This is a genomic window from Pseudomonas sp. NPDC077649, assembly GCF_044542855.1.
Classification (GTDB): domain Bacteria; phylum Pseudomonadota; class Gammaproteobacteria; order Pseudomonadales; family Pseudomonadaceae; genus Aquipseudomonas.
In genome coordinates this window covers 412,908-438,247 of sequence record NZ_JBITVF010000003.1, presented here as the reverse complement: position 1 = coordinate 438,247, position 25,340 = coordinate 412,908, and the positions used below count along the sequence as shown (strand labels likewise).

At 67.1% G+C, this 25,340-nt stretch carries 28 protein-coding genes; 26 read left to right on the top strand and 2 right to left on the bottom strand.

Translation table 11 applies throughout. From position 1 onward, the window contains the following. The first annotated feature begins 89 nt into the window (after window positions 1-89). The 24 genes from ACIGFL_RS12410 to ACIGFL_RS12295 all read left to right on the top strand — a co-directional run bounded on the left by ACIGFL_RS12410 (window position 90) and on the right by ACIGFL_RS12295 (window position 21,967). Window positions 90-1,322, top strand: coding sequence for a flagellar hook-length control protein FliK (locus tag ACIGFL_RS12410; RefSeq protein ID WP_397497378.1), 1,233 nt, complete (start codon window positions 90-92; stop codon window positions 1,320-1,322). 207 nt (window positions 1,323-1,529) lie between these two features. Next, window positions 1,530-2,048, top strand: a complete 519-nt coding sequence (fliL, locus tag ACIGFL_RS12405; RefSeq protein WP_122108416.1) for a flagellar basal body-associated protein FliL — start codon at window positions 1,530-1,532, stop codon at window positions 2,046-2,048. Between the two features lie 12 nt (window positions 2,049-2,060). Then, complete coding sequence (gene fliM / locus ACIGFL_RS12400) at window positions 2,061-3,032, top strand: flagellar motor switch protein FliM (RefSeq protein ID WP_021441777.1); 972 nt, start codon at window positions 2,061-2,063, stop codon at window positions 3,030-3,032. Between the two features lie 39 nt (window positions 3,033-3,071). Then, window positions 3,072-3,539: a flagellar motor switch protein FliN gene (gene fliN, locus ACIGFL_RS12395; protein WP_021441778.1), complete on the top strand. Its 468-nt coding sequence runs from the start codon at window positions 3,072-3,074 to the stop codon at window positions 3,537-3,539. A 2-nt stretch (window positions 3,540-3,541) separates the two neighbouring features. Then, entirely contained in the window at window positions 3,542-3,973 is a 432-nt protein-coding gene (fliO, locus tag ACIGFL_RS12390; protein ID WP_021441779.1) for a flagellar biosynthetic protein FliO, read from the top strand. Continuing rightward, on the top strand, window positions 3,973-4,758 hold the full coding sequence (gene fliP / locus ACIGFL_RS12385) for a flagellar type III secretion system pore protein FliP (protein WP_021441780.1): 786 nt from the start codon (window positions 3,973-3,975) through the stop codon (window positions 4,756-4,758). Before fliO ends, fliP begins: the two co-directional genes overlap by 1 nt. Window positions 4,759-4,768: 10 nt before the next feature. Then, complete coding sequence (fliQ, locus tag ACIGFL_RS12380) at window positions 4,769-5,038, top strand: flagellar biosynthesis protein FliQ (RefSeq protein ID WP_021441781.1); 270 nt, start codon at window positions 4,769-4,771, stop codon at window positions 5,036-5,038. A gap of 151 nt (window positions 5,039-5,189) precedes the next feature. After that, window positions 5,190-5,966: a flagellar biosynthetic protein FliR gene (fliR, locus tag ACIGFL_RS12375; RefSeq protein ID WP_122108415.1), complete on the top strand. Its 777-nt coding sequence runs from the start codon at window positions 5,190-5,192 to the stop codon at window positions 5,964-5,966. 9 nt (window positions 5,967-5,975) lie between these two features. After that, the gene (gene flhB / locus ACIGFL_RS12370; RefSeq protein ID WP_397497377.1) at window positions 5,976-7,112 is read left to right on the top strand and encodes a flagellar biosynthesis protein FlhB; all 1,137 of its coding nucleotides are present in this window, start codon (window positions 5,976-5,978) and stop codon (window positions 7,110-7,112) included. Window positions 7,113-7,324: 212 nt separating this feature from the next. After that, complete coding sequence (gene flhA / locus ACIGFL_RS12365; protein ID WP_122108413.1) at window positions 7,325-9,454, top strand: flagellar biosynthesis protein FlhA; 2,130 nt, start codon at window positions 7,325-7,327, stop codon at window positions 9,452-9,454. Between the two features lie 11 nt (window positions 9,455-9,465). Continuing rightward, entirely contained in the window at window positions 9,466-10,776 is a 1,311-nt protein-coding gene (flhF, locus tag ACIGFL_RS12360) for a flagellar biosynthesis protein FlhF (protein ID WP_397497376.1), read from the top strand. Between the two features lie 96 nt (window positions 10,777-10,872). Next, entirely contained in the window at window positions 10,873-11,703 is an 831-nt protein-coding gene (fleN, locus tag ACIGFL_RS12355; protein ID WP_031302501.1) for a flagellar synthesis regulator FleN, read from the top strand. Beyond that, on the top strand, window positions 11,700-12,446 hold the full coding sequence (gene fliA, locus ACIGFL_RS12350; RefSeq protein WP_397497375.1) for an RNA polymerase sigma factor FliA: 747 nt from the start codon (window positions 11,700-11,702) through the stop codon (window positions 12,444-12,446). Before fleN ends, fliA begins: the two co-directional genes overlap by 4 nt. A 77-nt stretch (window positions 12,447-12,523) precedes the next feature. Continuing rightward, complete coding sequence (locus ACIGFL_RS12345) at window positions 12,524-12,898, top strand: chemotaxis response regulator CheY (protein WP_169968482.1); 375 nt, start codon at window positions 12,524-12,526, stop codon at window positions 12,896-12,898. A gap of 19 nt (window positions 12,899-12,917) precedes the next feature. Then, on the top strand, window positions 12,918-13,706 hold the full coding sequence (locus ACIGFL_RS12340; protein ID WP_397497374.1) for a protein phosphatase CheZ: 789 nt from the start codon (window positions 12,918-12,920) through the stop codon (window positions 13,704-13,706). 13 nt (window positions 13,707-13,719) lie between these two features. Continuing rightward, window positions 13,720-15,897, top strand: coding sequence for a chemotaxis protein CheA (locus ACIGFL_RS12335; RefSeq protein ID WP_397497373.1), 2,178 nt, complete (start codon window positions 13,720-13,722; stop codon window positions 15,895-15,897). Between the two features lie 44 nt (window positions 15,898-15,941). Continuing rightward, a complete protein-coding gene (locus tag ACIGFL_RS12330; RefSeq protein ID WP_397497372.1) occupies window positions 15,942-17,081 on the top strand; it encodes a chemotaxis response regulator protein-glutamate methylesterase in 1,140 nt (379 codons plus the stop codon). Between the two features lie 25 nt (window positions 17,082-17,106). Continuing rightward, window positions 17,107-17,847 (top strand): flagellar motor protein, encoded by a 741-nt coding sequence (locus ACIGFL_RS12325; RefSeq protein WP_021444532.1) that lies wholly within the window; start codon window positions 17,107-17,109, stop codon window positions 17,845-17,847. A gap of 12 nt (window positions 17,848-17,859) precedes the next feature. Further along, window positions 17,860-18,678, top strand: coding sequence for a flagellar motor protein MotD (gene motD / locus ACIGFL_RS12320; RefSeq protein ID WP_021444533.1), 819 nt, complete (start codon window positions 17,860-17,862; stop codon window positions 18,676-18,678). An 82-nt stretch (window positions 18,679-18,760) separates the two neighbouring features. Then, complete coding sequence (locus ACIGFL_RS12315) at window positions 18,761-19,549, top strand: ParA family protein (protein WP_021444534.1); 789 nt, start codon at window positions 18,761-18,763, stop codon at window positions 19,547-19,549. Window positions 19,550-19,636: 87 nt separating this feature from the next. Further along, complete coding sequence (locus ACIGFL_RS12310; protein ID WP_397497371.1) at window positions 19,637-20,431, top strand: CheW domain-containing protein; 795 nt, start codon at window positions 19,637-19,639, stop codon at window positions 20,429-20,431. A gap of 98 nt (window positions 20,432-20,529) precedes the next feature. Next, entirely contained in the window at window positions 20,530-21,009 is a 480-nt protein-coding gene (locus ACIGFL_RS12305) for a chemotaxis protein CheW (protein WP_021445082.1), read from the top strand. Continuing rightward, window positions 21,009-21,407 carry a DUF2802 domain-containing protein gene (locus tag ACIGFL_RS12300; protein ID WP_021445083.1) on the top strand — a complete coding sequence of 133 codons (399 nt, stop codon included), beginning with the start codon at window positions 21,009-21,011 and terminating at the stop codon, window positions 21,405-21,407. The genes ACIGFL_RS12305 and ACIGFL_RS12300 overlap by 1 nt, the downstream gene beginning before the upstream one ends. 116 nt (window positions 21,408-21,523) lie before the next feature. After that, entirely contained in the window at window positions 21,524-21,967 is a 444-nt protein-coding gene (locus ACIGFL_RS12295; protein ID WP_031303474.1) for a rhodanese-like domain-containing protein, read from the top strand. On the opposite strand, the gene ACIGFL_RS12290 is transcribed toward ACIGFL_RS12295, so the two are convergent. Beyond that, entirely contained in the window at window positions 21,948-22,289 is a 342-nt protein-coding gene (locus ACIGFL_RS12290; protein ID WP_397497370.1) for an EscU/YscU/HrcU family type III secretion system export apparatus switch protein, read from the bottom strand. The two genes, ACIGFL_RS12295 and ACIGFL_RS12290, sit on opposite strands and share 20 nt — an antisense overlap. Continuing rightward, complete coding sequence (locus ACIGFL_RS12285) at window positions 22,286-23,827, bottom strand: flagellar hook-length control protein FliK (protein WP_397497369.1); 1,542 nt, start codon at window positions 23,825-23,827, stop codon at window positions 22,286-22,288. Before ACIGFL_RS12285 ends, ACIGFL_RS12290 begins: the two co-directional genes overlap by 4 nt. 161 nt (window positions 23,828-23,988) lie before the next feature. Here ACIGFL_RS12285 and ccmA point away from each other — a divergent pair, with 161 nt between their 5' ends. Next, the gene (gene ccmA, locus ACIGFL_RS12280; RefSeq protein ID WP_397497368.1) at window positions 23,989-24,633 is read left to right on the top strand and encodes a cytochrome c biogenesis heme-transporting ATPase CcmA; all 645 of its coding nucleotides are present in this window, start codon (window positions 23,989-23,991) and stop codon (window positions 24,631-24,633) included. Continuing rightward, window positions 24,630-25,301: a heme exporter protein CcmB gene (gene ccmB, locus ACIGFL_RS12275; protein WP_122108401.1), complete on the top strand. Its 672-nt coding sequence runs from the start codon at window positions 24,630-24,632 to the stop codon at window positions 25,299-25,301. The genes ccmA and ccmB overlap by 4 nt, the downstream gene beginning before the upstream one ends. Window positions 25,302-25,340: the final 39 nt, after the last annotated feature.

Genomic DNA, 25,340 nt, shown 5'->3' with positions numbered 1-25,340 from the left:
GCGCGACCGCCCTGCATCTGCAGATTTTTCCCCGACTTGGCCCAGCCTTTGCTCTGACACCGTCACGACCCATCAGACGGAGAGCGTCCATGTCCGCGATGCCCGATCTACGCCTGCAGGCCACGCCTGAGGTAAAGAGCAAAGCGAAGCCGCCGGCGAAAGCGCCGGAGCCCAGCAAGAACGAGGCCTCCAGCTTCGCCGAGGTGTACGCCAAGGAGCGCCAGGCCAAGCCCGGCGAGCGTGCCGGCGGCGCGGCCACGCCTGGCGAGGAGCGCCCGGCCGGCGCCAGCGGCGAGCCGGCGGCCAGCGCCGAGGCTGCCGCCGAGCAGCCGGACGTTGCCGCGGACGGCAATTCCTTGCCGGCCGAGGGCGAGACGCCCGCGGAACTCGATCCGCTGCTGGCCATGGCCCTGGGCGGCATCCAGGCGCAGGCCGCGCAGGCTGCGCCGACGGGCGAGGCGCTGCCGGCATCCGCCCTGGCGGTTGCCGGCATGGCCGACGCCCAGGCCGATGGCGAGGGCGGCGAGCCGGCGCTGGAGACGGAGGCGCTCGATCCGCTGGCCCTGCTGCAGCAGGCGCCGGAGGAGGAGGGCCAGGTCGAGCTGGGCAAGGAGGCGGCGGGCAAGGGCACGCGACTCGCCACCGGCAGCGATTTCGCCGCGGCCATGGCGGCGATGGGCAAGGGCGAGGAGAAGGCCAAGCCCGGCGAGGAGGCGGGGTTGGAGCTGCCGCTGGACGATCTCGCCAAGGATGCCCTGGACAGCCTCAAGGACAGCGTGCAGCCCAACCGCCCGGATCAGTTCGTCAGCAAGCTCAACGCCCTGACCCAGGCGCTCAACCAGCAGACCGGGGCGGCGCCGCGTCTGCCGCTGGTGCCCGGGCAGCCGGTGGCGATGCAGCAGGGCGGCTGGAGCGAGGCGGTGGTGGATCGGGTCATGTGGCTGTCCAGCCAGAACCTCAAGTCGGCCGAGATCCAGCTCGATCCGGCCGAACTGGGCCGTCTGGAGGTGCGGGTGAACCTGTCCCAGGACCAGGCGCAGGTGACTTTCGCCAGCCCTAACGCCGGGGTGCGCGAAGCCCTGGAAGGGCAGATGCAGCGCCTGCGTGAACTGTTCGCCCAGCAGGGCATGAACCTGGCCGATGCCAACGTCTCCGATCAGTCGCTCAGCCGCGGCTGGCAGGGTCAGGGTGAGGGCGGGCGTGGCGGCGCCAGCGGCGGCGATGGCCGGCTGGCCTCGGACGAGTCGTTGCCGAGCGCTGCGCAGGAGCTGCGCAGCGAGCGTTCGAGCGCAGGCCTGGGCCTGGTGGATTACTACGCCTGAGCCCGGTCGCCGGGCCTGTTTCGCCAGCCTCGCATTCGCCCGGGCGGCCTGCCGGCCTCCCGGGCGAATGCATTTTGGATGACAGCCGGCGCGCACCGCTGTTAAATCCGCAGCCCAGAGTTAGACAAGCGAGCCGCTAGGCTGGCATAACACTTGCTCTCAACCCCCTGAAAGCGGAAAGAACTCCGACAGTGACGGATTATTGGCATGGCTAAGAAAGACACGGCGACCGGCGACGACCAGGGGGCCGGCAAGGGCAAGCTGAAGCTCATCGTATTGATAGTGCTGGCCCTGTTGCTGGCCGTTGGCCTGTCCATCGGCGGCACCTGGTTCGTCCTCAGCAAGGGCGACAAGGCCGCGGATGCCGAACCCGCGGCGGCGTCCGCCAGCGCGGCGCCGGTGCGCCAGGCGGCGCTGTACCAGGAGCTGATGCCGGCCTTCGTGGTCAATTTCAACTACCAGGGACGTACCCGCTACCTGCAGGTCAGCATGGCCCTGATGAGCCGCGACGCCGCCGGCCTGGACAAGCTCAAGGTGCACATGCCGGTGCTGCGCAACCGCCTGGTGATGCTGCTCGCCGGCCAGGATTTCGCCGCCCTGCAGAGCGCACTGGGCAAGGAGATGTTGTTGCAGCAGGCGCTGGCCAGCGTGCAGGAACTGGCCCAGCAGGAAACCGGCGGCACCGTGGTCGAGCAGGTGCTGTTCACCAACTTCGTATTGCAGTAGCCGGGAGCGAACATGGCCGTGCAAGACTTGCTGTCCCAGGACGAGATCGACGCGCTGCTGCACGGCGTCGACGACGGCCTGGTCGATACCGAGGACGCCGCCGAACCGGGCAGCGTCAAGCAATACGACCTGACCAGCCAGGATCGCATCGTCCGCGGACGCATGCCGACCCTGGAGATGATCAACGAACGCTTCGCCCGCTACACCCGCATCAGCATGTTCAACCTGCTGCGCCGCTCGGCGGACGTGGCGGTCGGTGGCGTGCAGGTGATGAAGTTCGGCGAGTACGTGCATTCGCTGTACGTGCCCACCAGCCTCAACCTGGTGAAGATGAAGCCACTGCGCGGCACCGGCCTGTTCATCCTCGACGCCAAGCTGGTGTTCAAACTGGTGGACAACTTCTTCGGCGGCGACGGCCGTCACGCCAAGATCGAGGGCCGCGAGTTCACCCCCACCGAGCTGCGTGTGGTGCGCATGGTGCTCGACCAGGCCTTCGTCGACCTGCGCGAGGCCTGGCACGCGGTGATGGACATCAACTTCGAGTACGTCAACTCGGAGGTCAACCCGGCGCTGGCCAATATCGTCAGCCCGAGTGAAGTCATCGTGGTGTCCACCTTCCATATCGAGCTGGACGGCGGCGGCGGCGACCTGCACATCACCATGCCCTATTCGATGATCGAGCCGATCCGCGAGATGCTCGACGCCGGCTTCCAGTCCGACGTCGACGACCAGGACGAGCGCTGGATCAAGGCCCTGCGCGAGGACATCCTCGACGTCAGCGTGCCGCTGGCCGCCACCGTGGCGCGGCGCCAGCTCAAGCTGCGCGACATCCTGCACATGCAGCCGGGCGACGTGATCCCGGTGGAGCTGCCGGACAACGTGATCATGCGCGCCAACGGCGTGCCGACTTTCAAGGTCAAGCTCGGCGCACACAAGGGCAATCTGGCCCTGCAGGTGCTCGAGCCGATCGAGCGTCAGCGCTGACGGCGCTGGCAACCCCATTGAGCCAGGCGAGGAAAGACGATGGCAACTGAAGAGAACACCAGCCCCGAGGAGCAGGCGCTGGCCGACGAGTGGGCCGCGGCGCTGGCCGAGGCCGGCGATGCCGGTCAGGACGACATCGACGCCATGCTGGCGGCGCAGGGCGCCGCCCAGCCTGCGGCGCCGCGCGCGCCGATGGAGGAGTTCGGCAGCGCGCCGCCCTCCAGCAATCTGCCGGTCGGTCTGGAAGGGCCCAACCTGGACGTGATCCTGGATATTCCGGTGTCGATCTCCATGGAAGTGGGCAATACCGACATCACCATCCGCAATCTGCTGCAGCTCAATCAGGGCTCGGTGATCGAACTCGACCGCCTGGCCGGCGAGCCGCTCGACGTGCTGGTCAACGGCACCCTGATCGCCCATGGCGAGGTGGTGGTGGTCAACGAGAAGTTCGGCATCCGCCTGACCGACGTGATCAGCCCCAGCGAACGCATCAAGAAGCTGCGCTGACCATGAATCGATTCCTCGTCCTGCCGTTGGCCCTGCCCATGGCTGCCCTGGCCGCCGAGCCCGCCGGCCAGGCGACGACGCCGCTGGCCGGCAGCGATATGGCCGGCCAGCTCGGCCAGTTGCTGCTCGGCCTGCTGCTGGTGATCGGCCTGATCTTCCTGCTCGCCTGGCTGCTGCGCCGGGTGCAGCAACTGGCGCCGCGCGGCGGCCAGGTGATCAAGCTGCTGGCCAGCCAGTCGCTCGGTCCGCGCGACCGCCTGGTGCTGGTGCAGGTGGGCAACGAGCAGATCCTGCTCGGCCTGTCCGCCGGGCGCATCACCCCGTTGCACGTGCTCAAGGAGCCGGTGCACCTGGCCGACGCCGAGCCGGCCACGCCGGAGTTCGCCCAGCGCCTGATGGAGCTGCTGGGCAAGGATCAGAAGGACAAATCCTGATGTTGCGTTTGTTGCTGGTGCTGCTGCTGAGCCTGGGCGCCTCGTTGGCCTACGCCGAAGATCCGCCGCTCGGCAGTTCGCTGATCCAGCAGGGCGGCAACCCGCTGTCGATCCCGGCCATCACCCTGTCCACCGACGCCGAGGGCCAGCAGGAGTATTCGGTCAGCCTGCAGATCCTGCTGATCATGACCGCGCTGAGCTTCATCCCGGCGTTCGTCATGCTGATGACCAGCTTCACCCGCATCATCATCGTGTTCTCCATCCTGCGCCAGGCGCTGGGTCTGCAGCAGACGCCGTCGAACCAGATCCTGGTCGGCCTGGCGCTGTTTCTCACCCTGTTCATCATGGCGCCGGTATTCGATCGGATTAACCGCGACGCGCTGCAGCCCTACCTCAACGAGGAGATCGTCGCCCAGGAGGCGCTGACCCGGGCCGAGGGGCCGATCCGCGACTTCATGCTGGCGCAGACCCGCGAGAGCGACCTGGAGCTGTTCGTGCGCCTGTCCAAGCGTACCGACCTCAATGGCGTCGAGGACGTGCCGCTGACCATCCTGGTGCCGGCCTTCGTCACTTCCGAGCTGAAGACCGCATTCCAGATCGGCTTCATGATCTTCATCCCGTTTTTGATCATCGACATGGTGGTGGCCAGTATCCTCATGGCCATGGGCATGATGATGCTGTCGCCTTTGATCATCTCGCTGCCGTTCAAGATCATGCTGTTCGTCCTGGTCGACGGCTGGGCACTGATCATGGGCACCCTGGCGGCCAGTTTCGGCACCCTGTAGCGAGGCTCCGATGACTCCCGAGATCGCGGTAGACCTGTTTCGCGAAGCGCTCTGGCTGATCGTGCTGATCGTCGGCCTGGCGGTGGTGCCGAGCCTGGTGGTCGGCCTGATCGTGGCGATGTTCCAGGCCGCCACGCAGATCAACGAACAGACCCTGAGCTTCCTGCCGCGTCTGATCGTGATGCTGCTGACCCTGATCTGGGCCGGGCCCTGGCTGGTACGCCAGCTGATGGAGTACACCCAGACCCTGATTCAGAACATTCCCTACCTGATCGGTTGAGAGCTCATGAGTAAATCTACTGCGCTCGGCATCTCGCGCTTCGGCTGTGCTCGCAATGCTCATGTATTTCAATACACTGCGCTTGCTGCGCGCAGGCGAAACGCGACCTGCCTTCGCTCGCGACGTTTTCTGCACGAGCTCTGAGGCGCGAATGCTGGAGCTGAGCAACGAACAGATCGGCGGCTGGGTCGGCCAGTTCCTCCTGCCGCTGTTTCGCATCGCCGCCATGTTCATGGTCATGCCGATCATCGGTACCCAGCTGGTGCCGATGCGCGTGCGCCTGTACCTGGCCCTGGCGGTCAGCGTGCTGCTGGTGCCGACCCTGCCGCCGCTGCCGCAGGTCGATGCGCTGAGCCTGCGCAGCCTGCTGCTGATCGCCGAGCAGGTGCTGATCGGCGCCATGTTTGGCTTCGTCCTGCAGCTGTTCTTCCACCTGTTCGCCGTAGCCGGGCAGATCATCGCCATGCAGATGGGCCTGGGCTTCGCCTCCATGGTCGACCCGACCAACGGCGTCTCGGTGCCGGTGCTCGGCCAGTTCATGCTGATGCTGGTGACCCTGCTGTTTCTGGCGATCAACGGCCACCTGGTGGTGCTGGAGATCCTGGCGGAAAGTTTCGTCACCCTGCCGTCGGGGCAGGGCTTGATGGTCAATCACTACTGGGAGCTGGCCGGCAAGCTGGGCTGGGTGATCGGCGCCGGCCTGCTGCTGACCCTGCCGGTGGTCACCGCGCTGTTGATCATCAACCTGGCCTTCGGCGTGATGACCCGCGCCGCGCCGCAGCTGAACATCTTTTCCATCGGCTTTCCGCTGACCCTGGCCCTGGGCCTGGTGATCTTCTGGGTCGGCCTGTCCGATTTCGGCAGCCTGTTCCAGGCGCTGGCCAGCGAGGCCCTGCAGCAGCTGGGCGAATTCGCCCAGGTGCGTTGAGGAGAGGCCATGGCCGAGAGCGAAAGCGGCGCCGACAAAAGCGAGGAACCCACCAGTAAGCGGCTCGAAGAGTCGCGCAAGAAGGGCCAGATCGCCCGCTCCAAGGAGCTCAACACCCTGGCGGTGACCCTCACCGGCACCGTGGCGCTGATCGTCTTCGGCGCCTACATGGGCAACGTGATGCTCGACCTGATGCGCGGCAACTTCAGCCTGCCGCGCGAGGTGCTGATGAGCGAAGGCAGCATGGCGCAGTACCTGCTGGCCTCCGGCAAGCATGCGCTGCTGGCCTTGCAGCCGTTCTTCATCGCCCTGCTGATCGCCTCGGTGATCGGCCCCATCGCCCTCGGCGGCTGGCTGTTCTCCGCCGAGGCGTTGCAGCCCAAGGCCAGCCGGATGAACCCGCTGGCCGGGCTCAAGCGGATGTTCTCGGTGCAGGCGCTGGTGGAGCTGGTCAAGGCGCTGGCCAAGTTCCTGGTGATCCTGGCGGTGGCGCTGGTGGTGCTGGCGGTGGATCAGGACGACCTGCTGGCCATCGCCAACGAGCCGCTCGAGCCGGCCATCCTGCACAGCCTCAAGGTCGTCGGCTGGAGCGCGCTGTGGCTGTCCTGCGGGCTGATCCTGATCGCCGCGGTGGATGTGCCGTTCCAGCTGTGGAGTCACAAGCAGAAGCTGAAGATGACCAAGCAGGAGGTGCGCGACGAGTACAAGGACACCGAGGGCAAGCCCGAGGTCAAGGGGCGCATCCGCCAGCTGCAGCGCGAGATGGCCGAGCGGCGCATGATGCAGGCGGTGCCGCAGGCCGACGTGGTGATCACCAACCCGACCCACTTCGCCGTGGCGCTGAAATACGACCCGGACAAGGGTGGCGCGCCGGTGCTGCTGGCCAAGGGCGGCGACTTCCTGGCGCTGAAGATCCGCGAGATCGCCCAGGAGCATCGGGTGATGGTGCTGGAGTCGCCGGCGCTGGCGCGGGCGGTGTACTACTCCACCGAGCTGGAGCAGGAAATTCCCGCCGGCCTGTACCTGGCGGTGGCTCAGGTGCTGGCCTACGTCTACCAGCTGCGCCAGTACCAGGCCGGCAAGGGCAAGCGCCCGGGGCCGTTGCCCGACCTGCCGATCCCGCCGGACCTGCGCCGCGACGAATAAAGCGGGTGGAACCCTGGTTGGGCCGAGCGCAGCGAAGCCCAACCGGAGCGGAGTTGGCGGTCGGGGCGCGTTGGGCTTCGTCGCTACGCTCCTCAACCCAACCTACGTGTTACGTGCTTGTAGCTTGCCGCTACCTTTCTGGAACGCTTCTTGCCATTACCCCAGCAGGGCGCAGTTTCGCGTCAAAAGATTGAATCGGCTGGGGTAGGGACGTGGCAGTAGATCGCGCACAAATCATTGGAGAGGTACGCAGCAACCTGGCGGGTCTGCGCCACGGCAACCTGGGTATCCCGCTGCTGCTGCTGGTCATGCTCGGCATGGTCATGCTGCCGATCCCGCCCTTTCTGCTCGACGTCTTGTTCACCTTCAGCATCGCCCTGTCCATCGTCGTCTTGCTGGTCAGCATCTACGCCCTGCGGCCGCTGGATTTCGCCGTCTTCCCCACCATCCTGCTGGCGGCCACCCTGCTGCGTCTGGCGCTGAACGTCGCCTCGACCCGCGTGGTGCTGCTCAACGGCCACGAGGGCCACGGCGCGGCGGGGCAGGTGATCCAGGCCTTCGGCGAGGTGGTGATCGGCGGCAACTACGTGGTCGGTATCGTGGTGTTCGCCATCCTTATGATCATCAACTTCGTGGTGGTCACCAAGGGCGCCGGGCGCATCTCCGAGGTCAGCGCGCGTTTCACCCTGGACGCCATGCCCGGCAAGCAGATGGCCATCGACGCCGACCTCAACGCCGGCCTGATCGATCAGGCCGAGGCCAAGAAGCGCCGCAGCGAGGTGGCCCAGGAGGCCGATTTCTACGGCTCGATGGACGGTGCCAGCAAGTTCGTCCGCGGCGACGCCATCGCCGGCCTGCTGATTCTGTTCATCAACCTGATCGGCGGTATCGCCATCGGCGTGCTGCAGCACGGCCTGCCGTTCGCCGAGGCGGGCAAGGTCTACACCCTGCTGACCATCGGCGACGGCCTGGTGGCGCAGATTCCCTCCCTGCTGCTGTCCACCGCCGCCGCGGTGATGGTGACCCGGGTGTCCACCTCCGAGGACATGGGCGCCCAGGTCAACCGGCAGATGTTCGCTTCGCCGCGCGCGCTGGCGGTGGCGGCGGCGATCATGATCACCATGGGCCTGGTGCCCGGCATGCCGCATTTCTCCTTTATCAGCCTGGGCCTGGTGGCCGCCGGCGCCGCCTACTGGATCGCCAACAAGCAGCGCAAGACCAAGGAAGAGGAAGTCAGGGAAGTGCAGCGCCAGCAGGAGCTGCTGCCGGCGCAGAAGGCGCAGGAGGTCAAGGAACTGGGCTGGGACGACGTCACCCCGGTGGACATGGTCGGCCTGGAGGTGGGTTACCGGCTGATTCCGCTGGTCGATCGCAACCAGGGGGGGCAGCTGCTGGCGCGGATCAAGGGGGTGCGCAAGAAGCTGTCGCAGGAGATGGGCTTTCTCATGCCCTCGGTGCATATCCGCGACAACCTCGACCTGGCGCCCAACGCCTACCGCTTGACCCTGATGGGCGTCAGCGTGGCCGAGGCCGAGGTCTACCCGGACCGCGAGCTGGCGATCAACCCCGGCCAGGTGTTCGGCCCGCTCAACGGCATCGCCGCCAAGGATCCGGCGTTCGGCCTGGAGGCGGTGTGGATCGACCCCAGCCAGCGCGACCAGGCGCAGTCGCTGGGCTATACCGTGGTCGACGCCAGCACCGTGGTCGCCACCCACCTCAACCAGATCCTGCACAAGCACGCCCACGAGCTGCTGGGGCACGAGGAAGTGCAGCAGCTCATGCAGCTGCTGGCCAAGAGCTCGCCGAAGCTGGCCGAGGAACTGGTGCCGGGGCTGGTGTCGCTGTCGACCCTGCTCAAGGTGCTGCAGGCGCTGCTGCAGGAGCAGGTGCCGGTGCGCGACATCCGCACCATCGCCGAGGCGATCGCCAACGTCGCGCCGAAGAGTCAAGATCCCGCCGCGATGGTCGCCGCCGTTCGTGTGTCGCTGGCCCGCGCCATCGTGCAAAGCATCGTGGGACTAGAGCCGGAGCTGCCTGTGATCACCCTCGAGCCCAGGTTGGAACAGATATTGCTCAATAGCCTGCAGAAGGCCGGTCAGGGCAGCGAGGATGGCATCCTCCTCGAACCGGGCATGGCCGAGAAGCTGCAGCGTTCCCTGGTGGAAGCAGCGCAGCGCCAGGAAATGCTCGGCAAGCCGGTGATCCTGCTGGTGGCCGGGCCGATTCGGGCGATGTTGTCGCGCTTCGCGCGGTTGGCGGTCTCCAGCATGCACGTGCTGGCCTACCAGGAAATTCCGGACAACAAGCAGGTCACCATAGTCGCCACTGTGGGCCAGAACTGAGGTAAAGGGTCATGCAGGTCAAACGCTTCTTCGCCGCCGATATGCGGGCCGCCATGAAACTGGTGCGAGACGAGCTGGGCGCCGATGCCGCGATCATCGGCAATCGCCGGGTGGCCGGCGGCGTCGAGCTGACCGCCGCGCTGGATTACCAGGTGACGCCGTCGCCGGTACGGCCGAACCCGGCCCTGGAAGCCGAGCTGCGCAAGACCCAGGCGCGCATCGCCAGCGCCCAGGCCGAACTGGCCACCCGTGCCGAGCAGGACGCCGGCAAGGATCGCCAGCTGTTCGCCAACGAGTCGCTGGTGGCGCCGGAATTGCCGGCCACCCCAGTCAAGCCGCAGCGCCCGGCCGAGCCTGCACCGGTGCAGCCTGCGGTCGATCCGCGCGCGCTGGACGCCATGCGCTTCGAACTGCACGGCCTGCGCGAACTGATCGAAATGCAGCTCGGCTCCATCGCCTGGGGCCAGCTGCAGACCCGCCGCCCGCAACAGGCCAACCTCTGGCGCCGGCTGCAGCGCATGGGCCTGTCTGCCGAGCTGTCGCAGGCGCTGCTGAACAAGGTCGCCGACGTCGCCGAGCCGCGCCAGGCTTGGCGCATGCTGCTGGCCTACCTGGCTCACGCGATCAAGACGCCGAAAATCGAGCCGCTGGAAGAGGGTGGGGTGATCGCCCTGGTCGGCCCCGCCGGCATGGGCAAGACCACCACCCTGGCCAAGCTGGCGGCCCGTTACGTGCTTAAGCACGGCGCGCAGCAGGTCGCCCTGGTCAGCATGGACAGCTATCGCATCGGCGCGCAGGAGCAGCTCAAGACCCTGGGCCGCATCCTCGGCGTGTCGGTGACCCAGGTCGACCCCGGCCAGTCGCTGCTGCAAGCCTTGGCGCCGCTGGCGAAGAAACGCGTGGTACTGATCGACACCGCAGGTCTGCCAGGCAACGACCCGGCGCTGCGCCTGCAGCTGGAGAGCCTGGCGGCGCGCGGCCTGCAGGCGAAGAATTACCTGGTCCTGGCGGCCACCAGCCAGAGCCAAGTGCTCAAGGCCGCCTACCATAGTTACAAGCGCTGCGGCCTGGCAGGCTGCATACTGACCAAGCTGGACGAAGCCGCCAGCCTGGGCGAGGCTTTAGGTCTGGCTATAAGCCAGCATCTGCCGGTAGCCTATGTCGCCGACGGCCCGCGGATTCCGGACGATCTGCAGGTGCCGCGCAGCCACCAACTGGTCAGCCGCGCGGTGGGCCTGCAGGCCGCCGAGGAGCCGAGCGAGGACGCCATGGCGCAGCTGTTCGCCGGGCTCTACCAGAGCCCGGCGCGACGCGCCGGCTGAGGCAGCGAGAAGAGAATGTTGCACCCTCGGGCGACGCCGTCGCCGGAGTGAACGGCCGGATGGCCAAGTCGAAGTTAGACAAGGTGTGTAGAAAACATGGGTATGCATCCCGTACAGGTGATCGCGGTGACCGGCGGCAAGGGTGGCGTCGGCAAGACCAATGTGTCGGTGAATCTGTCCATGGCCCTGGCCGATCTCGGTCGGCGGGTGATGCTGATGGACGCCGACCTCGGCCTGGCCAACGTCGACGTTCTGCTGGGGCTGGCGCCCAAGCGCACCCTGGCCGATGTGATCAGCGGCGAGTGCGACCTGCGCGACGTGCTGCTGCAGGGGCCGGGCGGCATCCGCATCGTGCCGGCGGCGTCCGGCACGCAGAGCATGGTCAACCTCTCGCCGATGCAGCACGCCGGGCTGATCCAGGCGTTCAGCGAGATCAGCGAGAATCTCGACGTGCTGGTGATCGACACCGCCGCCGGCATCGGCGATGCGGTGGTCAGCTTCGTCCGCGCCGCCCAGGAGATCCTGGTGGTGGTGTGCGACGAGCCGACCTCGATCACCGATGCCTACGCGCTGATCAAGCTGCTCAACCGCGACCACGGCATCAGCCGCTTCCGCGTGCTGGCCAACATGGCGCACAGCCCGCAGGAGGGGCGCAACCTCTTTGCTAAGCTGACCAAGGTGACCGATCGCTTCCTCGACGTCGCCCTGCAGTACGTCGGCGCCGTGCCCTACGACGAGTGCGTGCGCAAGGCCGTGCAGAAGCAGCGCGCCGTCTACGAAGCCTTCCCACGATCCAAGTGCGCCCTGGCGTTCAAGGCGATAGCCCAGAAGGTCGATACCTGGCCGCTGCCGGCCAACCCCCGCGGCCATCTGGAGTTTTTCGTCGAACGTCTGGTGCAGCAACCGACGGCAGACAGCGCCGTATGACAGCAGCTTCTGGACTTCGTATGTACAACAAGGCGCAGGCGCAGGATTCGCAGCACCAGTTGATCGAGCGCTATGCGCCTCTGGTCAAACGTATCGCCTATCACCTGCTGGCCCGTCTGCCGGCCAGCGTGCAGGTCGACGACCTGATCCAGGCCGGCATGATCGGCCTGCTCGAGGCCTCGCGTAAATACGACTCCAGCAAGGGTGCCAGCTTCGAAACCTTCGCCGGCATCCGCATCCGCGGCGCCATGCTCGACGAAGTGCGCAAGGGCGACTGGGCGCCGCGTTCGGTGCACCGCAACAGCCGCATGGTCAGCGACGCGATCCGCGTCGTGGAAGCGAGAACCGGGCGCGACGCTAAAGATCAGGAGGTTGCGGCCGAACTCCAATTGAGTCTGGAAGATTACTACGGCATCCTTGGCGACACTTTGGGCAGCCGCCTGTTCAGTTTCGACGACCTGTTGCAGGACGGCGAGCACGGCGGGCTGCACGAGGACGCCGGGCACACCCACCTCGAACCTTCGCGGGACCTCGAAGACGAACGCTTCCAGGCGGCATTGGCCGAGGCCATCGCCGGTCTGCCGGAGCGCGAACGCCTGGTGCTGGCGCTGTATTACGATGAAGAACTGAACTTGAAGGAAATCGGCGAAGTGCTGGGGGTCAGCGAGTCGCGCGTCAGCCAGTTGCACAGCCAGTGCGCCGCGCGTCTGCGTGCGCGCCTGGGCGAGTGGCGCGCCAGCTGAGTCGGTTTCACGATTAAAGGACGTCATTGCGTGTGCAATACGTTTGGGACTGTACGGAGGTCGACTTGGACAAGAACATGAAAATCCTCATCGTTGACGATTTCTCGACGATGCGACGGATCATCAAGAACCTCTTGCGTGATTTGGGTTTCACCAACACCGCAGAGGCCGACGATGGCACCTCGGCGCTGCCCATGCTGCAGAGCGGCAGTTTCGACTTCCTGGTGACCGACTGGAACATGCCCGGCATGACCGGCATCGACCTGCTGCGTGCGGTGCGCGCCGACGAGCGCCTCAAGCACCTGCCGGTGCTGATGGTCACCGCCGAGGCCAAGCGCGATCAGATCATCGAAGCGGCCCAGGCCGGCGTGAACGGCTATGTGGTCAAACCCTTCACCGCCCAGGTGCTGAAGGAAAAGATCGAGAAGATCTTCGAGCGGGTCAACGGCTGATGTCGGCCGCGAGGGTGCTATGGAACACGATGACTCCATCTTGGGCGACCTCGAGTCGACCCTGAAAAGCAACGCCCGCGAGTTGGTCGACAGCCTGGAAAAAGGCAACTTCGGCGCCGCGGTACAACTGATCAACGAGCTCAACAAGGTCCGCGACCGCGGCCTGTACCACGAGGTCGGCAAGCTGACCCGCGAGCTGCACAACGCCATCGTCAACTTCCAGCTCGATCCGCGCATGCCGCATGCCCAGGAGCTGTCGCAGATCGCCGATGCCACCGAACGCCTGAATTACGTGGTCACCATGACCGAGAAGGCGGCCAATCGCACCATGGACCTGGTCGAGCAGAGCGCACCGCTGGTCAACGACCTCAGCGACGAAGCGCAGAGCCTGAGCGCCGAATGGGGCCGCTTCATGCGCCGCGAGATGGGTGCCGAGGGCTTTCGTGAGCTGGCCAAGCGTATCGAGTTGTTCCTCGCCCGCAGCGAGCGCGACAGCAGCAAACTGTCCGGCCACCTCAACGACATTCTGCTGGCGCAGGACTACCAGGACCTCACCGGGCAGGTGATCAAGCGCGTCACCCAGCTGGTCACCGAGGTGGAAAGCAACCTGCTCAAACTGGTGCTGATGGCCAGCCAGGTCGACCGTTTTGCCGGCATTCAGCACGACCATGAGCAGCTGCGCGCCGAACAGGAAAAATTAAAAGAGCCATCTCGGGGTGAAGGTCCGCAGATTCATGCCGATAAGCGTGATGACGTCGCTGCCAGCCAGGACGATGTCGATGACCTGCTGTCCAGTCTAGGATTCTAAGGAGTTCCCCCCTATGAGCTTCGGCGCCGATGAAGAAATCCTCCAGGACTTCCTGGTAGAGGCCGGCGAGATCCTCGAACAGTTGTCCGAACAGTTGGTCGAGCTGGAAAGCCGCCCGGACGACATGAACCTGCTCAACGCCATTTTCCGCGGTTTCCATACCGTCAAGGGCGGGGCGGGATTCCTCCAGCTCAACGAGCTGGTGGAGTGCTGTCATATCGCCGAGAACGTCTTCGACATCCTGCGCAAGGGTGAGCGACGCGTCGACGCCGAGCTGATGGACGTGGTGCTCGAAGCCCTGGATGCGGTCAACGGCATGTTCGGCCAGGTGCGCGAGCGCAGCGAGCCGACCCCGGCGTCGGCCGAGCTGCTGGCGGCGCTGTCGCGGCTGGCCGAGCCGGCTGGTGCCGAGCCCGCCGCCGTGGCGCCGGCTGCCGCGCCGAAGTCCGAGCCCGAAGCCGTCGCCTCCGGCGACATCACCGACAGCGAGTTCGAGCAGCTGCTCGATGCCCTCGGTGAAGCGCCGGCCGGCGACAGCGTGGCGGCCAGCGACGAGATCACCGACGACGAATTCGAATCCCTGCTCGACCAGCTGCACGGCAAGGGCCAGTTCTCCGCGGCCGCTGAGAGCTCCGGCGGCGCGGCCGTGGCGGTCGCCGCCGTCGCGGCGCCGGCCGGCGACGAAATCACCGACGACGAATTCGAGGCGCTGCTCGACCAGTTGCACGGCAAGGGCCAGTTCGCCGGCGCGGTCGAAGCGCCAGCGCCGGCCGCCCCGGTGGCGGCGGCGAGCAGCGACGAGATCACCGACGACGAATTCGAATCCCTGCTCGACCAGTTGCACGGCAAGGGCAAGTTCGTCCCGCCCAGCGAAGCGCCGGCCGCGCCGGTGGCCAAGCCGGCTGCCCCGGTTGCCCCAACCAAGCCGACTGCGGCGAAACCGGCGGCCAAGGCCGAACCGGCTGCACCCCGCCCGCCTGCAGCTCCGGCGCCTGCGGCGGACAAGGCGCCGGCGGCCAGCGAGGCGGAAACCACGGTGCGGGTCGATACCGCGCGCCTGGACGAGATCATGAACATGGTTGGCGAGCTGGTGCTGGTGCGTAACCGCCTGGTGCGCCTGGGCCTCAACAGCGGCGACGAGGCCATGTCCAAGGCGGTGTCCAACCTCGACGTGGTCACCGCCGACCTGCAGACCGCGGTGATGAAGACCCGCATGCAGCCGATCAAGAAGGTCTTCGGTCGCTTCCCGCGCCTGGTACGCGACCTGGCGCGCAACCTGAAGAAGGAAATCAACCTCGAGCTGGTGGGCGAGGAAACCGACCTCGACAAGAACCTGGTCGAGGCCCTGGCCGACCCGCTGGTGCACCTGGTGCGCAACGCCGTCGATCACGGCGTGGAGACCCCGGAAGAACGCGAGAAGGCCGGCAAGCCGCGCGGCGGGCGGGTGGTGCTGTCCGCCGAGCAGGAGGGCGACCACATCCTCTTGTCGATCACCGACGACGGCAAGGGCATGGACGCCGACGTGCTGCGCGCCAAGGCGGTGGAGAAGGGCCTGCTGGACAAGGATGCAGCCGACCGCCTGAACGAGTTCGAGTGCTACAACCTGATCTTCGCCCCGGGTTTCTCGACCAAGACCGAGATTTCCGACGTGTCCGGCCGCGGCGTCGGCATGGACGTGGTCAAGACCAAGATTTCCCAGCTCAACGGCACGGTCAACGTGTTCTCGCAGAAGGGGGCGGGCTCGAAGATCATCATCAAGGTGCCGCTGACCCTGGCGATCATGCCGACCTTGATGGTGATGCTGGAAAACCAGGCCTTCGCCTTCCCGCTGGTCAACGTCAACGAGATCTTCCACCTCGACCTGTCGCGCACCAACGTGGTCGACGGCCAGGAGGTGGTGATCGTCCGCGACAAGGCGCTGCCGCTGTTCTACCTCAAGCGCTGGCTGGTGCCGCAGGCCTTCCACGAGGGCCAGCGCGAGGGCCATGTGGTGATCCTCACCGTGGGCAGCCAGCGCATTGGCTTTGTCGTCGATCAATTGGTCGGGCAGGAAGAAGTGGTAATTAAGCCACTGGGCAAAATGCTGCAGGGCACCCCGGGCATGTCCGGGGCCACTATTACCGGCGACGGTCGCATTGCCCTGATTCTTGACGTGCCCAGCATGCTCAAGCGCTACGCCCGGCGTATCTGATTGATCAGCGGCACGGTCTGCATGCGTGCCGTTTAGGAGTGTTTATGGCTGTTAAGGTTTTGGTGGTGGACGACTCCGGCTTCTTTCGCCGGCGTGTTTCGGAAATTCTCTCAGCCGACCCGGATATCCAGGTCATCGGCACTGCCACCAACGGCCGAGAGGCCATCGAGCAGGCGCAGTCACTCAAGCCTGACGTGATCACCATGGACTACGAGATGCCGATGATGGACGGCATCACCGCGGTGCGGAACATCATGCAGCGCTGTCCGACGCCGGTGCTGATGTTTTCCTCGCTGACCCACGAAGGCGCTCGCGTCACCCTCGACGCTCTGGACGCCGGCGCGGTGGATTTTTTGCCGAAGAATTTCGAGGACATCTCGCGCAACCCGGAGAAGGTCAAGCAGCTGCTGTGCGAGAAGGTGCACAGCATCGCGCGCAGCAACCGCCGTTTTAGTTCGGCCGCGGTCGCTCCGGCGCCGGCTACGGCCAGCCCTGTGTCCGCGCCGGGCAGCCGGCCGGCGGCAACCACGGCCCGCCCGGCCGGCCTGCAGCCGCGCCCGGCGAGCCCGGCTGCGGCGCCTGGCGGCGCAGTCGGTGCCAGTTCCGCGGCGCCCAAGCGCAAGGCCTACAAGCTGGTGGCCATCGGTACCTCCACCGGCGGCCCGGTGGCCCTGCAGCGGGTGCTGACCCAGCTGCCGGCCAATTTCCCGGCGCCGCTGGTGCTCGTCCAGCACATGCCGGCAGCCTTCACCAAGGCGTTCGCCGAGCGTCTGGACAAGCTCTGCCGCATCCAGGTCAAGGAAGCCGAGGACGGCGACCTGCTGCGCCCCGGCCTGGCCCTGCTGGCCCCCGGCGGCAAGCAGATGATGGTCGACGCCCGTGGCGCGGTGAAGATCCTGCCCGGCGACGAGCGCCTGAACTACAAGCCCTGCGTCGATATCACCTTCGGCTCGGCGGCCAAGTCCTATGGCGACAAGGTGCTGGCCGTGGTGCTCACCGGCATGGGCGCCGACGGTCGCGAAGGCGCGCGCCTGCTCAAGCAGGGCGGCAGCCAGGTATGGGCGCAGGACGAGGCCAGCTGCGTGATCTACGGCATGCCCATGGCGGTGGTCAAGGCCAACCTGGCCGACGCGGTCTACGGCCTCGACGAGATCGGCCGGCACCTGACCGAGGCCTGCCTGTAATGAACCCTCACACGGGCGCGTGCGCATGGATGTACTGAGCCTGATCGGCGTCATTCTGGCGTTCGTCGCGATTCTCGGCGGCAACTACCTGGAGGGCGGCCACGCCGGCGCGCTGCTCAACGGCCCGGCGGCGCTGATTGTGATCGGCGGCACCCTCGGCGCGGCCTTCCTGCAGGCGCCGGTCAGCGTGTTCAAGCGCGCCATGGCCATCCAGCGCTGGATCTTCTTCCCACCGCGCATCGACCTGATCGGCGGTATCAACCGCGTGGTCGGCTGGAGCATGGTGGCGCGCAAGGAAGGCCTGCTCGGTCTCGAGGCGGTGGCCGACGCCGAGCCCGACCCCTATGCGCGCAAGGGCCTGCAGCTGCTGGTCGACGGCGCCGAACCGGAATCCATCCGCAGCATCCTCGAGGTCGATCTGTACACCCAGGAGGCGCGCGATATCCAGGCGGCCAAGGTGTTCGAGAGCATGGGCGGCTACGCGCCGACCATCGGCATCATCGGCGCGGTGATGGGCCTGATCCATGTGATGGGCAACCTGGCCGACCCGAGCATGCTCGGCAGCGGCATCGCCGTGGCCTTCGTCGCCACCATCTACGGCGTCGGCTTCGCCAACCTGCTGCTGCTGCCGGCCGGCAACAAGCTCAAGGCCATCGCCATGCGCCAGTCGCGTTACCGCGAGATGCTGCTGGAGGGCATCCTGTCCATCGCCGAGGGTGAGAACCCGCGGTCCATCGAGCTGAAGCTGCAAGGCTTCATGGACTGATGGAGGGCTGTCATGGCGCGTCGGCGGCAGCATGAAGAACACGAGAATCACGAGCGCTGGCTGGTGTCCTACGCGGACTTCATCACCCTGCTGTTCGCCTTCTTCGTGGTGATGTACTCGATCTCCTCGCTCAACGAGGGCAAGTACAAGATTCTCTCCGAGACCCTGACCGGCGTGTTCAACCAGCCGGATCGCTCGATCAAGCCGATCCCGGTGGGCGAGGAGCGGCCGCGCACCGGCGAGCCCGAGCGCGCCTCGCTGGACGAGGCCAACAGCGAGACCCCGGACGACTCCCTGCAGGACATCGCCGCCAGCGTGCGCCAGGCTTTCGGCGAGCTGATCCAGAACGAGCAGCTGACCGTGCGCGGCAACGAGATGTGGATCGAGATCGAGCTGAGTTCCAGCCTGCTGTTCCCCAGCGGCGACGCGCTGCCGAACAACCAGGCGTTCGACATCATCGAGAAGGTCGCCAAGATTCTGGCGCCTTATCAGAATCCGGTGAAGGTGGAAGGTTTCACCGACAACCTGCCGATCCAGACCAGCCAGTTTCCGACCAACTGGGAGCTGTCTTCGGCGCGGGCGGCGAGCATCGTGCGTATGCTGGCCATGGACGGCGTCGATCCGGCGCGGTTGGCGGCGGTCGGCTACGGCGAGTTCCAGCCGGTGGCGGACAACGCCACGGCCGAAGGGCGGGGGCGCAACCGCCGCGTGGTGCTGGTGATTTCGCGCAACCTCGACACCCGGCGCAGCGCCGGCAGCACCGCGGCGCAGCAGTCCGGCGCTGGCACGCAACCTGCACCGGCGCCTGTGTCGGAGGTTCCGCAATCGTGAGCCGTCAAATCCCAGTCGCCTGCTGCGTGCCGGCGACAGCCATTCTCGGCCTGAACGCCTCATGCCGGGAGGATGAAAGAAGATGAAAGTCTGGGCAGTAGCCAATCAGAAGGGTGGTGTCGGCAAGACCACCACCTCCATCGCCCTGGCCGGCCTGCTGGCCGATGCCGGCAAGCGGGTGGTGGTGGTCGACCTCGACCCGCACGGGTCGATGACCAGTTATTTCGGCCATGATCCCGATGCGCTGGAGCACAGCTGCTTCGACCTGTTCCTGCACCAGGGCGGCGTGCCCCAGGGCCTGCCCAGGCAGCTGCTGCACGGCACCAGCCACGAACGCATCTCCCTGCTGCCGTCGAGCACCGCGCTGGCCACCCTGGAGCGCCAGTCGCCGGGGCAGAGCGGCCTGGGCCTGGTGATCGCCAAGAGCCTGGCGCAGCTGTGGGAGGATTTCGACCACGCCATCATCGACAGCCCGCCGCTGCTCGGCGTGCTGATGGTCAATGCCCTGGCCGCCAGCCAGCAGCTGGTGATCCCGGTGCAGACCGAGTTTCTCGCGGTCAAGGGCCTGGAGCGCATGGTCAGCACCCTGGCCATGATCAACCGCTCGCGCAAGCAGGCGCTGCCCTACACCATAGTGCCGACCCTGTTCGACCGCCGTACCCAGGCCTCGATGAGCACCCTGCGGGTGCTGCGCAACAGCTATCCCGAGCACCTCTGGCAGGCCTATATCCCGGTCGATACCCGTCTGCGCGATGCCAGCCGGGCCGGGCGCACGCCCTCGCAGTTCGATGCCGGCAGTCGCGGGGTGATCGCCTATCGGGCGTTGCTCAAGCACCTGCTGAGCCATCAACCGGCAGCGCAGGTGGCCTGACATGCCCGTCTGTGTTGAACTGGCGCACTCAAGTCGGGCCGGGCTGCGGCCGATAGGCTGTACAGGTCTCCATCACGGGTTTCAGTCATGAGTCGTACCCTCGCCACCGCCACGCGTTCCCAGCTGGCCCTGCAGTCCTACCTCGACGGTCTGTTGCAGGAGGCCGCGGCCGAGCTGGAGATGTCCGTCAGCCTCGAGGAATTCGAGAGCGCGGTGCTCGAGGAGCAGGTGCGCGATGCGCGTCTGACGGCGCCTGCGCCGGTCGCTCCCGCACCTGTCGTCGCGCCGCGCGCGCCGGTGGCCCTGGTGGTCGCGCCGGAGGTGGAGGTGCAGGTGCAGGCGCCGCCGCTTGCCGCGCCGCTCGAAACGCCGCCGGCGCAGCCGGCCGCGCTGCAGCTGGAGGGGCGGCCGAGCTGGGCCGAGGAGCCGTTCGAGTGCCTGCTGTTCGATGTCGCCGGCCTGACCCTGGCCGTGCCGCTGATCTGCCTGGGCTCGATCTATCCGCTGGAGGGCCAGGAGCTGACGCCGCTGTTCGGCCAGCCGGACTGGTTTCTCGGCATCCTGCCGAGCCAGGCGGGCAACCTCAAGGTGCTGGACACCGCACGCTGGGTGATGCCCGATCGCTACCGCGAGGATTTCCGCGAGGGCCTGCAGTACGTGATCTCGGTGCAGGGCTATGAATGGGGGCTGGCGGTGCATCAGGTCAGCCGCTCGATCCGTCTCGACCCGGCCGAGGTCAAGTGGCGCAGCCAGCGCACCCAGCGGCCCTGGCTGGCCGGTACGGTGATCGAGCACATGTGCGCGTTGCTCGACGTGGCGGCACTCGCCGAATTGATCGCCAGCGGCGGCGCCAAGCGCCTCGCCGCCGGCAAGCTGCACTGAGAATTGGCGGGCCCGCGCATGCGCCGGGCTCTAAAGTTGATGACAAGCGGGTCGACCCGCGCATGCCGCAGCGAGCGGTTTTTGACGAGGCTAGGGACATGAAGAAAAGTTCTGCACAGGGTGCCGAAGATCCGATTCTGCAGTGGGTGACCTTTCGCCTGGACAACGAGACCTATGGCATCAACGTGATGCAGGTGCAGGAAGTGCTGCGCTACACCGAGATCGCCCCGGTGCCGGGGGCGCCGAGCTACGTGCTGGGCATCATCAACCTGCGCGGCAATGTGGTCACCGTGATCGACACCCGCCAGCGCTTCGGCCTGGGCTCGGCGCCGGTCACCGACAACACCCGCATCGTCATCATCGAGGCGGACAAGCAGGTGGTGGGCATCCTGGTCGACAGCGTGGCCGAGGTGGTCTACCTGCGCCAGTCGGAGATCGAGACCGCGCCGAACGTGGGCAACGACGAGTCGGCCAAGTTCATCCAGGGCGTGTGCAACAAGAACGGCGAACTGCTGATCCTGGTCGAGCTGGACAAGATGATGACCGAGGAAGAGTGGTCGGAGCTGGAGAGTATCTAGTGCTCGAAGCCGCCCTGATCGCCCTGGCGCTGCTCTGCGTGGCGCTGGGCATCGCCTGCCATGGCCTGTATCGCAACCAGCAGCGCATGCTGGCGGAGCAGGCCAAGTGCGATGCCGTGCGCGACGCGCGGATCAAGGAACTGGGCAAACGCCTGGATGCCTACCTGACCGGCAGCATCCGCATGGGCGAGGAGTTGCACGAGCTGCGCCGGGTGGTGGCGCCGCTGCCGGACAAACTCAGCCAGATCGAGCAGCGCGACCCCAGCAGCCTGTCCTTCACCCAGGCCGCGCGCCTGGTCGGCATGGGCGCCAGCGTCGAGGATCTGACCCAGTCCTGCGGCCTGAGCCAGGCCGAGGCCGAATTGATCAGCCGCCTGCACCAGTCCAAGGCGCAATAATCGACGCATAGTCGTCGGCGTTCTTAAAAGCTCGTCCGATCTTCGCCAATCAATCCTAGTACGCCCCCTGGCCACGCCTAAGCTGATGCTGTAGGCATCGCTGCGGGGTGTTCGTCATGCATCGCCTGATTCTGCTGTTGGTCGGCTGGCTGCTGTGCCTGCCGCTCGCCGCCCAGGACGCGCCGCTGGAGGTACGCGGCGCGATCACGGTCAACGTGCTGCAGGCCAAGCACCTCTACGACCACGGCGCGCTGTTCATCGACGTGCGTCCGTCGCGCGAATGGGGCTGGGGCCATGTCCACGGTGCCCTGCATATGGACCTGGCCGGGCGCTTCGCCGGGCTGCAGCAGGGGCACTGGCCGCGCGAGCTGCCGCTGGTGATCTACTGCGACAGCGAGGTCTGCCCGCAAAGCGCGCAGGCGGTGCAGCAGGCGGTGGCCTGGGGCTTCAGTCGGGTGTTCTATTTCCGCGGCGGCTACTTCGCCTGGCAGCTGTTCGACTTCCCCAGCGGCAAGGGCGCGGCCGGCGAGGCGCTGGCGGTCAGCCTGCCGGTCCCATGAGCCGCGGCAGCGGCGGGCTGACGTCGCGCTCGGCGTCGGCCGCGAAGCCGGGCGGGGTCTTGCCCTGCAGGTACCAGGCGAAGGCGATGATCTCGGCGATGCAGCGGTACAGCGCCTCGGGGATGGCGTCGCCCAGCTCCAGGCGGGCCAGCAGGCGCACCAGTTCGGCATTCTCGTAGATCGGCACCTCGTATTCGCGGGCGATGGCGAGGATGGCCTCGGCCAGCTCGTCGTCGCCCTTGGCGCTGAGCACGGGGGCGTTGTGCCCGTCGTAGTTGAGGGCGATGGCCTGGCGCGGCTCGGCCTTGCTCTTGCGGCTCATGCGGTTTCGTCCACCCAGCGTTGTTCCAGCGTGGTTTTCGGCCCCTGCGGCGGCAGGCCCTGGCTGCAGGCCAGTTCGCCGACCTCGAGGCCGGCGGCCTGCAGGCGTTCGCGCAGGTTGCCGAGTTCGGCGCCGATCAGATTGGCGGTATCGGCGCGCTCGGCCCACAGCTGGCTGGACAGGCTGCCGCGCAGCAGCTGGGCGCGCACCTGCAGCGGGCCGAGGTGGTCGAGGTCGAAGGCCAGCTCGACGCGCCAGAGGGTTTCCTTATGCTCCGGCTTGTCCGCCTTGCCGCTGTCCTCGCGCTGCAGCTTGATCTGCAGCGGGATCAGCTCCTGCTGGTGGCGCATGGGCAGCTCCAGCTGCCAGGTGGTCAGCAGGTTGCCGTTGGCATCTACCTGGGTCTGCGCCAGGCTCGACAGCTGGTGGGTCTGCAGGCGCGAGACGGCCGCGGCGGCGAGTTTGAGCAGGGTTTCCAGGTCGGCCTCGCCATCCAGGTTCTGCAGCAGCCGCGACGGCAGGGGAAAGCCCAGGGCCTGTTGGCGCGCGGCGCCGGCGGGGCTGAGACCGCCGAGCATCTGCCGGGCCAGCGCCGGCAGCGCCTGGCCCATGGCGCCCTGCAGGCCGGCGAGGGTGGCGGCGCCGCCGGGCAGTTGTGGCAACAACTGGGCGATCAGGCGCAGCAGGTTGGCTTTCAGGTCCTGGGGCAGGGCGGCGGTCTGGCCCTGCAGCAGCTTGGCTTCCAGCAGCACGCCGCTGCCTTCCAGGGCCTGGGCCAGGCCCTTGGCCGTGCTCAGTTGGGTGCTGTCGGGCAGAGCACCGAGCAGGCGCTCGATGCCGCTGCGCAGCTCGCCGCTCAGTTCGGCCTTGCCGGCCAGGCCCTGCAGCCCCTTGAGCAGGCCCTCCAGCGAGGCCTGGCGATTGTGCTGGGCGGCCAGTTGCTGGCCCAGCACCAGTTGATCGAGGCGGCCGCTGAGCGGCAGGAAATTCAGGCTCTGGCTGCCCTGTACTTGGGCGCTGAGCAGGCTGCCCAGAGGCAGCGCCAGCGGGCTGTCGAGGGCCAGCTGGCGGCCGGCCAGCGGGGTGTTGAGCAGGTTGACCAGCAGCCGGTAGACCGCCTGCGCACCCTGCGGCGGCAACGGTTCGCGGCTGGTCACCTTGCCCTGCACCAGGGTGCCGGGCGGCAGTTGTTGCAGGTCGAGGCTGGTCAGCGGCTTGTCGCCGCCGGCCTGCAGCGCCAGGGCCAGGCGGGTGTCGGACAGCGCGGTGACCAGCAGCGCGCTGCCCTGGGCCAGCGGGCGCGGGCTCTCGGCCTGCAGGGTGGCCTGGCGTCCGCCCGCCAGGGTCAGCTTGAGCAGCAGTTGGAAACTCTGCGCCTGTTCCTTGAGGGCGATCACCTCGGCCTTGGCGCTTTCGCCGGCCGCCAGCAGGCCGTCCAGCGGCTGCAGCAGGCGCACGGCCAGGTCGGCGGCGCTGACGGCGGGGCGCACCGCCGGCGGCGTGGCGGGAAGCGGACGGGGACTGCTGATTTCGCTCATGAGCGCTCGGTAGGCCGAAAGTCTATTAACACCCTGTCGAAAATGCTGACTGCGGGGACAGTGATGCGACATGTATAATGCCGCCCCGTTCCGCACCGCACTTCCGGCTCGCGTCAGTATAGCGGCCGGGGCACCGCCGACTTTAACCCTGCCAGGTAGCGATGACACCTCCCGCCCCCCTTCTCGAAGCCGTGGCGCTCAGCTGTGAGCGGGATTGGCGCATGCTTTTCGAACACCTGCATTTTCATCTGCAGGCCGGCGACATGCTGCAGATCAGCGGCCCCAACGGCAGCGGCAAGACCAGCCTGCTGCGCCTGCTGGCCGGGCTGATGCAGCCCACCGCCGGCAGCATCCGCCTGCAGGGTAGGCCGCTGGCCGAACAGCGCGGCGAACTGGCGCGCAATCTCTTGTGGATCGGCCACGCCGCCGGCATCAAGGGCCTGCTGAGCGCCGAGGAAAACCTGGCCTGGCTCTGCGCGCTGCACACCCCGGTCGGCCGCGAGGCGATCTGGCAGGCGCTGGCCGCCGTCGGCCTGCGCGGCTTCGAGGACGTGCCCAGCCACACTCTGTCCGCCGGCCAGCAGCGCCGCGTCGCCCTGGCGCGCCTGTACCTGGCCGATGCGCCGCCGCTGTGGGTGCTCGACGAGCCTTTCACCGCGCTGGACAAACAAGGGGTGGCGCAGCTGGAGCAGCACCTGGCGGCGCACTGCGAGCGCGGCGGGGTGGTGGTGCTGACCACCCACCACAGCCTGCAGCACAAGCCGGCCACCTACCGCGAACTGGACCTGGGGCAGCACGCCGCATGAGCAACGTCTTCAGCCTGCTGCTCGCCCGTGAAATGCGCTTGCTGGCGCGGCGTCCGGCCGAACTGGCCAACCCGCTGGTGTTCTTCGCCATAGTGGTCGCGCTGTTCCCGCTGGCGGTGGGGCCGGAGACGCAATTGTTGCAAACCCTTTCGCCGGGACTGGTGTGGGTGGCGGCGCTACTGGCCGTGCTGCTCTCGCTGGACGGGCTTTTCCGCAGCGATTTCGAGGACGGCTCGCTGGAACAGTGGGTCCTTTCGTCGCACCCCCTGCCTCTTCTGGTGTTGGCCAAGGTGCTGGCACACTGGCTGTTCAGCGGTCTGGCGCTGGTGCTGCTGGCGCCCCTGCTGGCGCTGATGCTCGGCCTGCCCGGGCGCTGCCTGCCGGTGCTGCTGCTGTCGCTGCTGCTCGGCACCCCGGTGCTGAGCCTGCTCGGCGCGGTGGGCGCGGCGCTCACCGTCGGTCTCAAGCGCGGCGGCCTGCTGCTGGCGCTGCTGATTCTGCCGCTGTACATCCCGGTGCTGATTCTCGGCAGCGGGGCGCTGCAGGCGGCCCTGCAAGGATTGCCGGCGACCGGCCACCTGTTGTGGCTGGCCAGCCTCACCGCCCTGGCGGTGACCCTGACACCTTTTGCAATTGCCGCCGGCCTGACCATCAGCGTCGGCGAATAATAACGAACCGTGAACCGTGGCCCGCGCTTCCCCGGATTG

Excerpts from the sequence above, each read along its gene's own strand:
- fliO (WP_021441779.1), top strand. The coding sequence starts at position 3,542 with ATGAATCGATTCCTCGTCCTGCCGTTGGCCCTGCCCATGGCTGCCCTG.
- fliQ (WP_021441781.1), top strand. The coding sequence starts at position 4,769 with ATGACTCCCGAGATCGCGGTAGACCTGTTTCGCGAAGCGCTCTGGCTG.
- ACIGFL_RS12330 (WP_397497372.1), top strand. The coding sequence starts at position 15,942 with ATGGCTGTTAAGGTTTTGGTGGTGGACGACTCCGGCTTCTTTCGCCGG.
- ACIGFL_RS12325 (WP_021444532.1), top strand. The coding sequence starts at position 17,107 with ATGGATGTACTGAGCCTGATCGGCGTCATTCTGGCGTTCGTCGCGATT.
- ccmA (WP_397497368.1), top strand. The coding sequence starts at position 23,989 with ATGACACCTCCCGCCCCCCTTCTCGAAGCCGTGGCGCTCAGCTGTGAG.
- ACIGFL_RS12410 (WP_397497378.1), top strand. The coding sequence starts at position 90 with ATGTCCGCGATGCCCGATCTACGCCTGCAGGCCACGCCTGAGGTAAAG.
- ACIGFL_RS12345 (WP_169968482.1), top strand. The coding sequence starts at position 12,524 with ATGAAAATCCTCATCGTTGACGATTTCTCGACGATGCGACGGATCATC.
- fliL (WP_122108416.1), top strand. The coding sequence starts at position 1,530 with ATGGCTAAGAAAGACACGGCGACCGGCGACGACCAGGGGGCCGGCAAG.
- ACIGFL_RS12285 (WP_397497369.1), bottom strand. The coding sequence starts at position 23,827 with ATGAGCGAAATCAGCAGTCCCCGTCCGCTTCCCGCCACGCCGCCGGCG.
- fliN (WP_021441778.1), top strand. The coding sequence starts at position 3,072 with ATGGCAACTGAAGAGAACACCAGCCCCGAGGAGCAGGCGCTGGCCGAC.
- ACIGFL_RS12310 (WP_397497371.1), top strand. The coding sequence starts at position 19,637 with ATGAGTCGTACCCTCGCCACCGCCACGCGTTCCCAGCTGGCCCTGCAG.
- flhF (WP_397497376.1), top strand. The coding sequence starts at position 9,466 with ATGCAGGTCAAACGCTTCTTCGCCGCCGATATGCGGGCCGCCATGAAA.
- ccmB (WP_122108401.1), top strand. The coding sequence starts at position 24,630 with ATGAGCAACGTCTTCAGCCTGCTGCTCGCCCGTGAAATGCGCTTGCTG.
- motD (WP_021444533.1), top strand. The coding sequence starts at position 17,860 with ATGGCGCGTCGGCGGCAGCATGAAGAACACGAGAATCACGAGCGCTGG.
- fliP (WP_021441780.1), top strand. The coding sequence starts at position 3,973 with ATGTTGCGTTTGTTGCTGGTGCTGCTGCTGAGCCTGGGCGCCTCGTTG.
- fleN (WP_031302501.1), top strand. The coding sequence starts at position 10,873 with ATGGGTATGCATCCCGTACAGGTGATCGCGGTGACCGGCGGCAAGGGT.
- fliA (WP_397497375.1), top strand. The coding sequence starts at position 11,700 with ATGACAGCAGCTTCTGGACTTCGTATGTACAACAAGGCGCAGGCGCAG.
- fliM (WP_021441777.1), top strand. The coding sequence starts at position 2,061 with ATGGCCGTGCAAGACTTGCTGTCCCAGGACGAGATCGACGCGCTGCTG.
- ACIGFL_RS12305 (WP_021445082.1), top strand. The coding sequence starts at position 20,530 with ATGAAGAAAAGTTCTGCACAGGGTGCCGAAGATCCGATTCTGCAGTGG.
- ACIGFL_RS12290 (WP_397497370.1), bottom strand. The coding sequence starts at position 22,289 with ATGAGCCGCAAGAGCAAGGCCGAGCCGCGCCAGGCCATCGCCCTCAAC.
- flhB (WP_397497377.1), top strand. The coding sequence starts at position 5,976 with ATGGCCGAGAGCGAAAGCGGCGCCGACAAAAGCGAGGAACCCACCAGT.
- ACIGFL_RS12335 (WP_397497373.1), top strand. The coding sequence starts at position 13,720 with ATGAGCTTCGGCGCCGATGAAGAAATCCTCCAGGACTTCCTGGTAGAG.
- ACIGFL_RS12295 (WP_031303474.1), top strand. The coding sequence starts at position 21,524 with ATGCATCGCCTGATTCTGCTGTTGGTCGGCTGGCTGCTGTGCCTGCCG.
- fliR (WP_122108415.1), top strand. The coding sequence starts at position 5,190 with ATGCTGGAGCTGAGCAACGAACAGATCGGCGGCTGGGTCGGCCAGTTC.
- ACIGFL_RS12340 (WP_397497374.1), top strand. The coding sequence starts at position 12,918 with ATGGAACACGATGACTCCATCTTGGGCGACCTCGAGTCGACCCTGAAA.
- ACIGFL_RS12315 (WP_021444534.1), top strand. The coding sequence starts at position 18,761 with ATGAAAGTCTGGGCAGTAGCCAATCAGAAGGGTGGTGTCGGCAAGACC.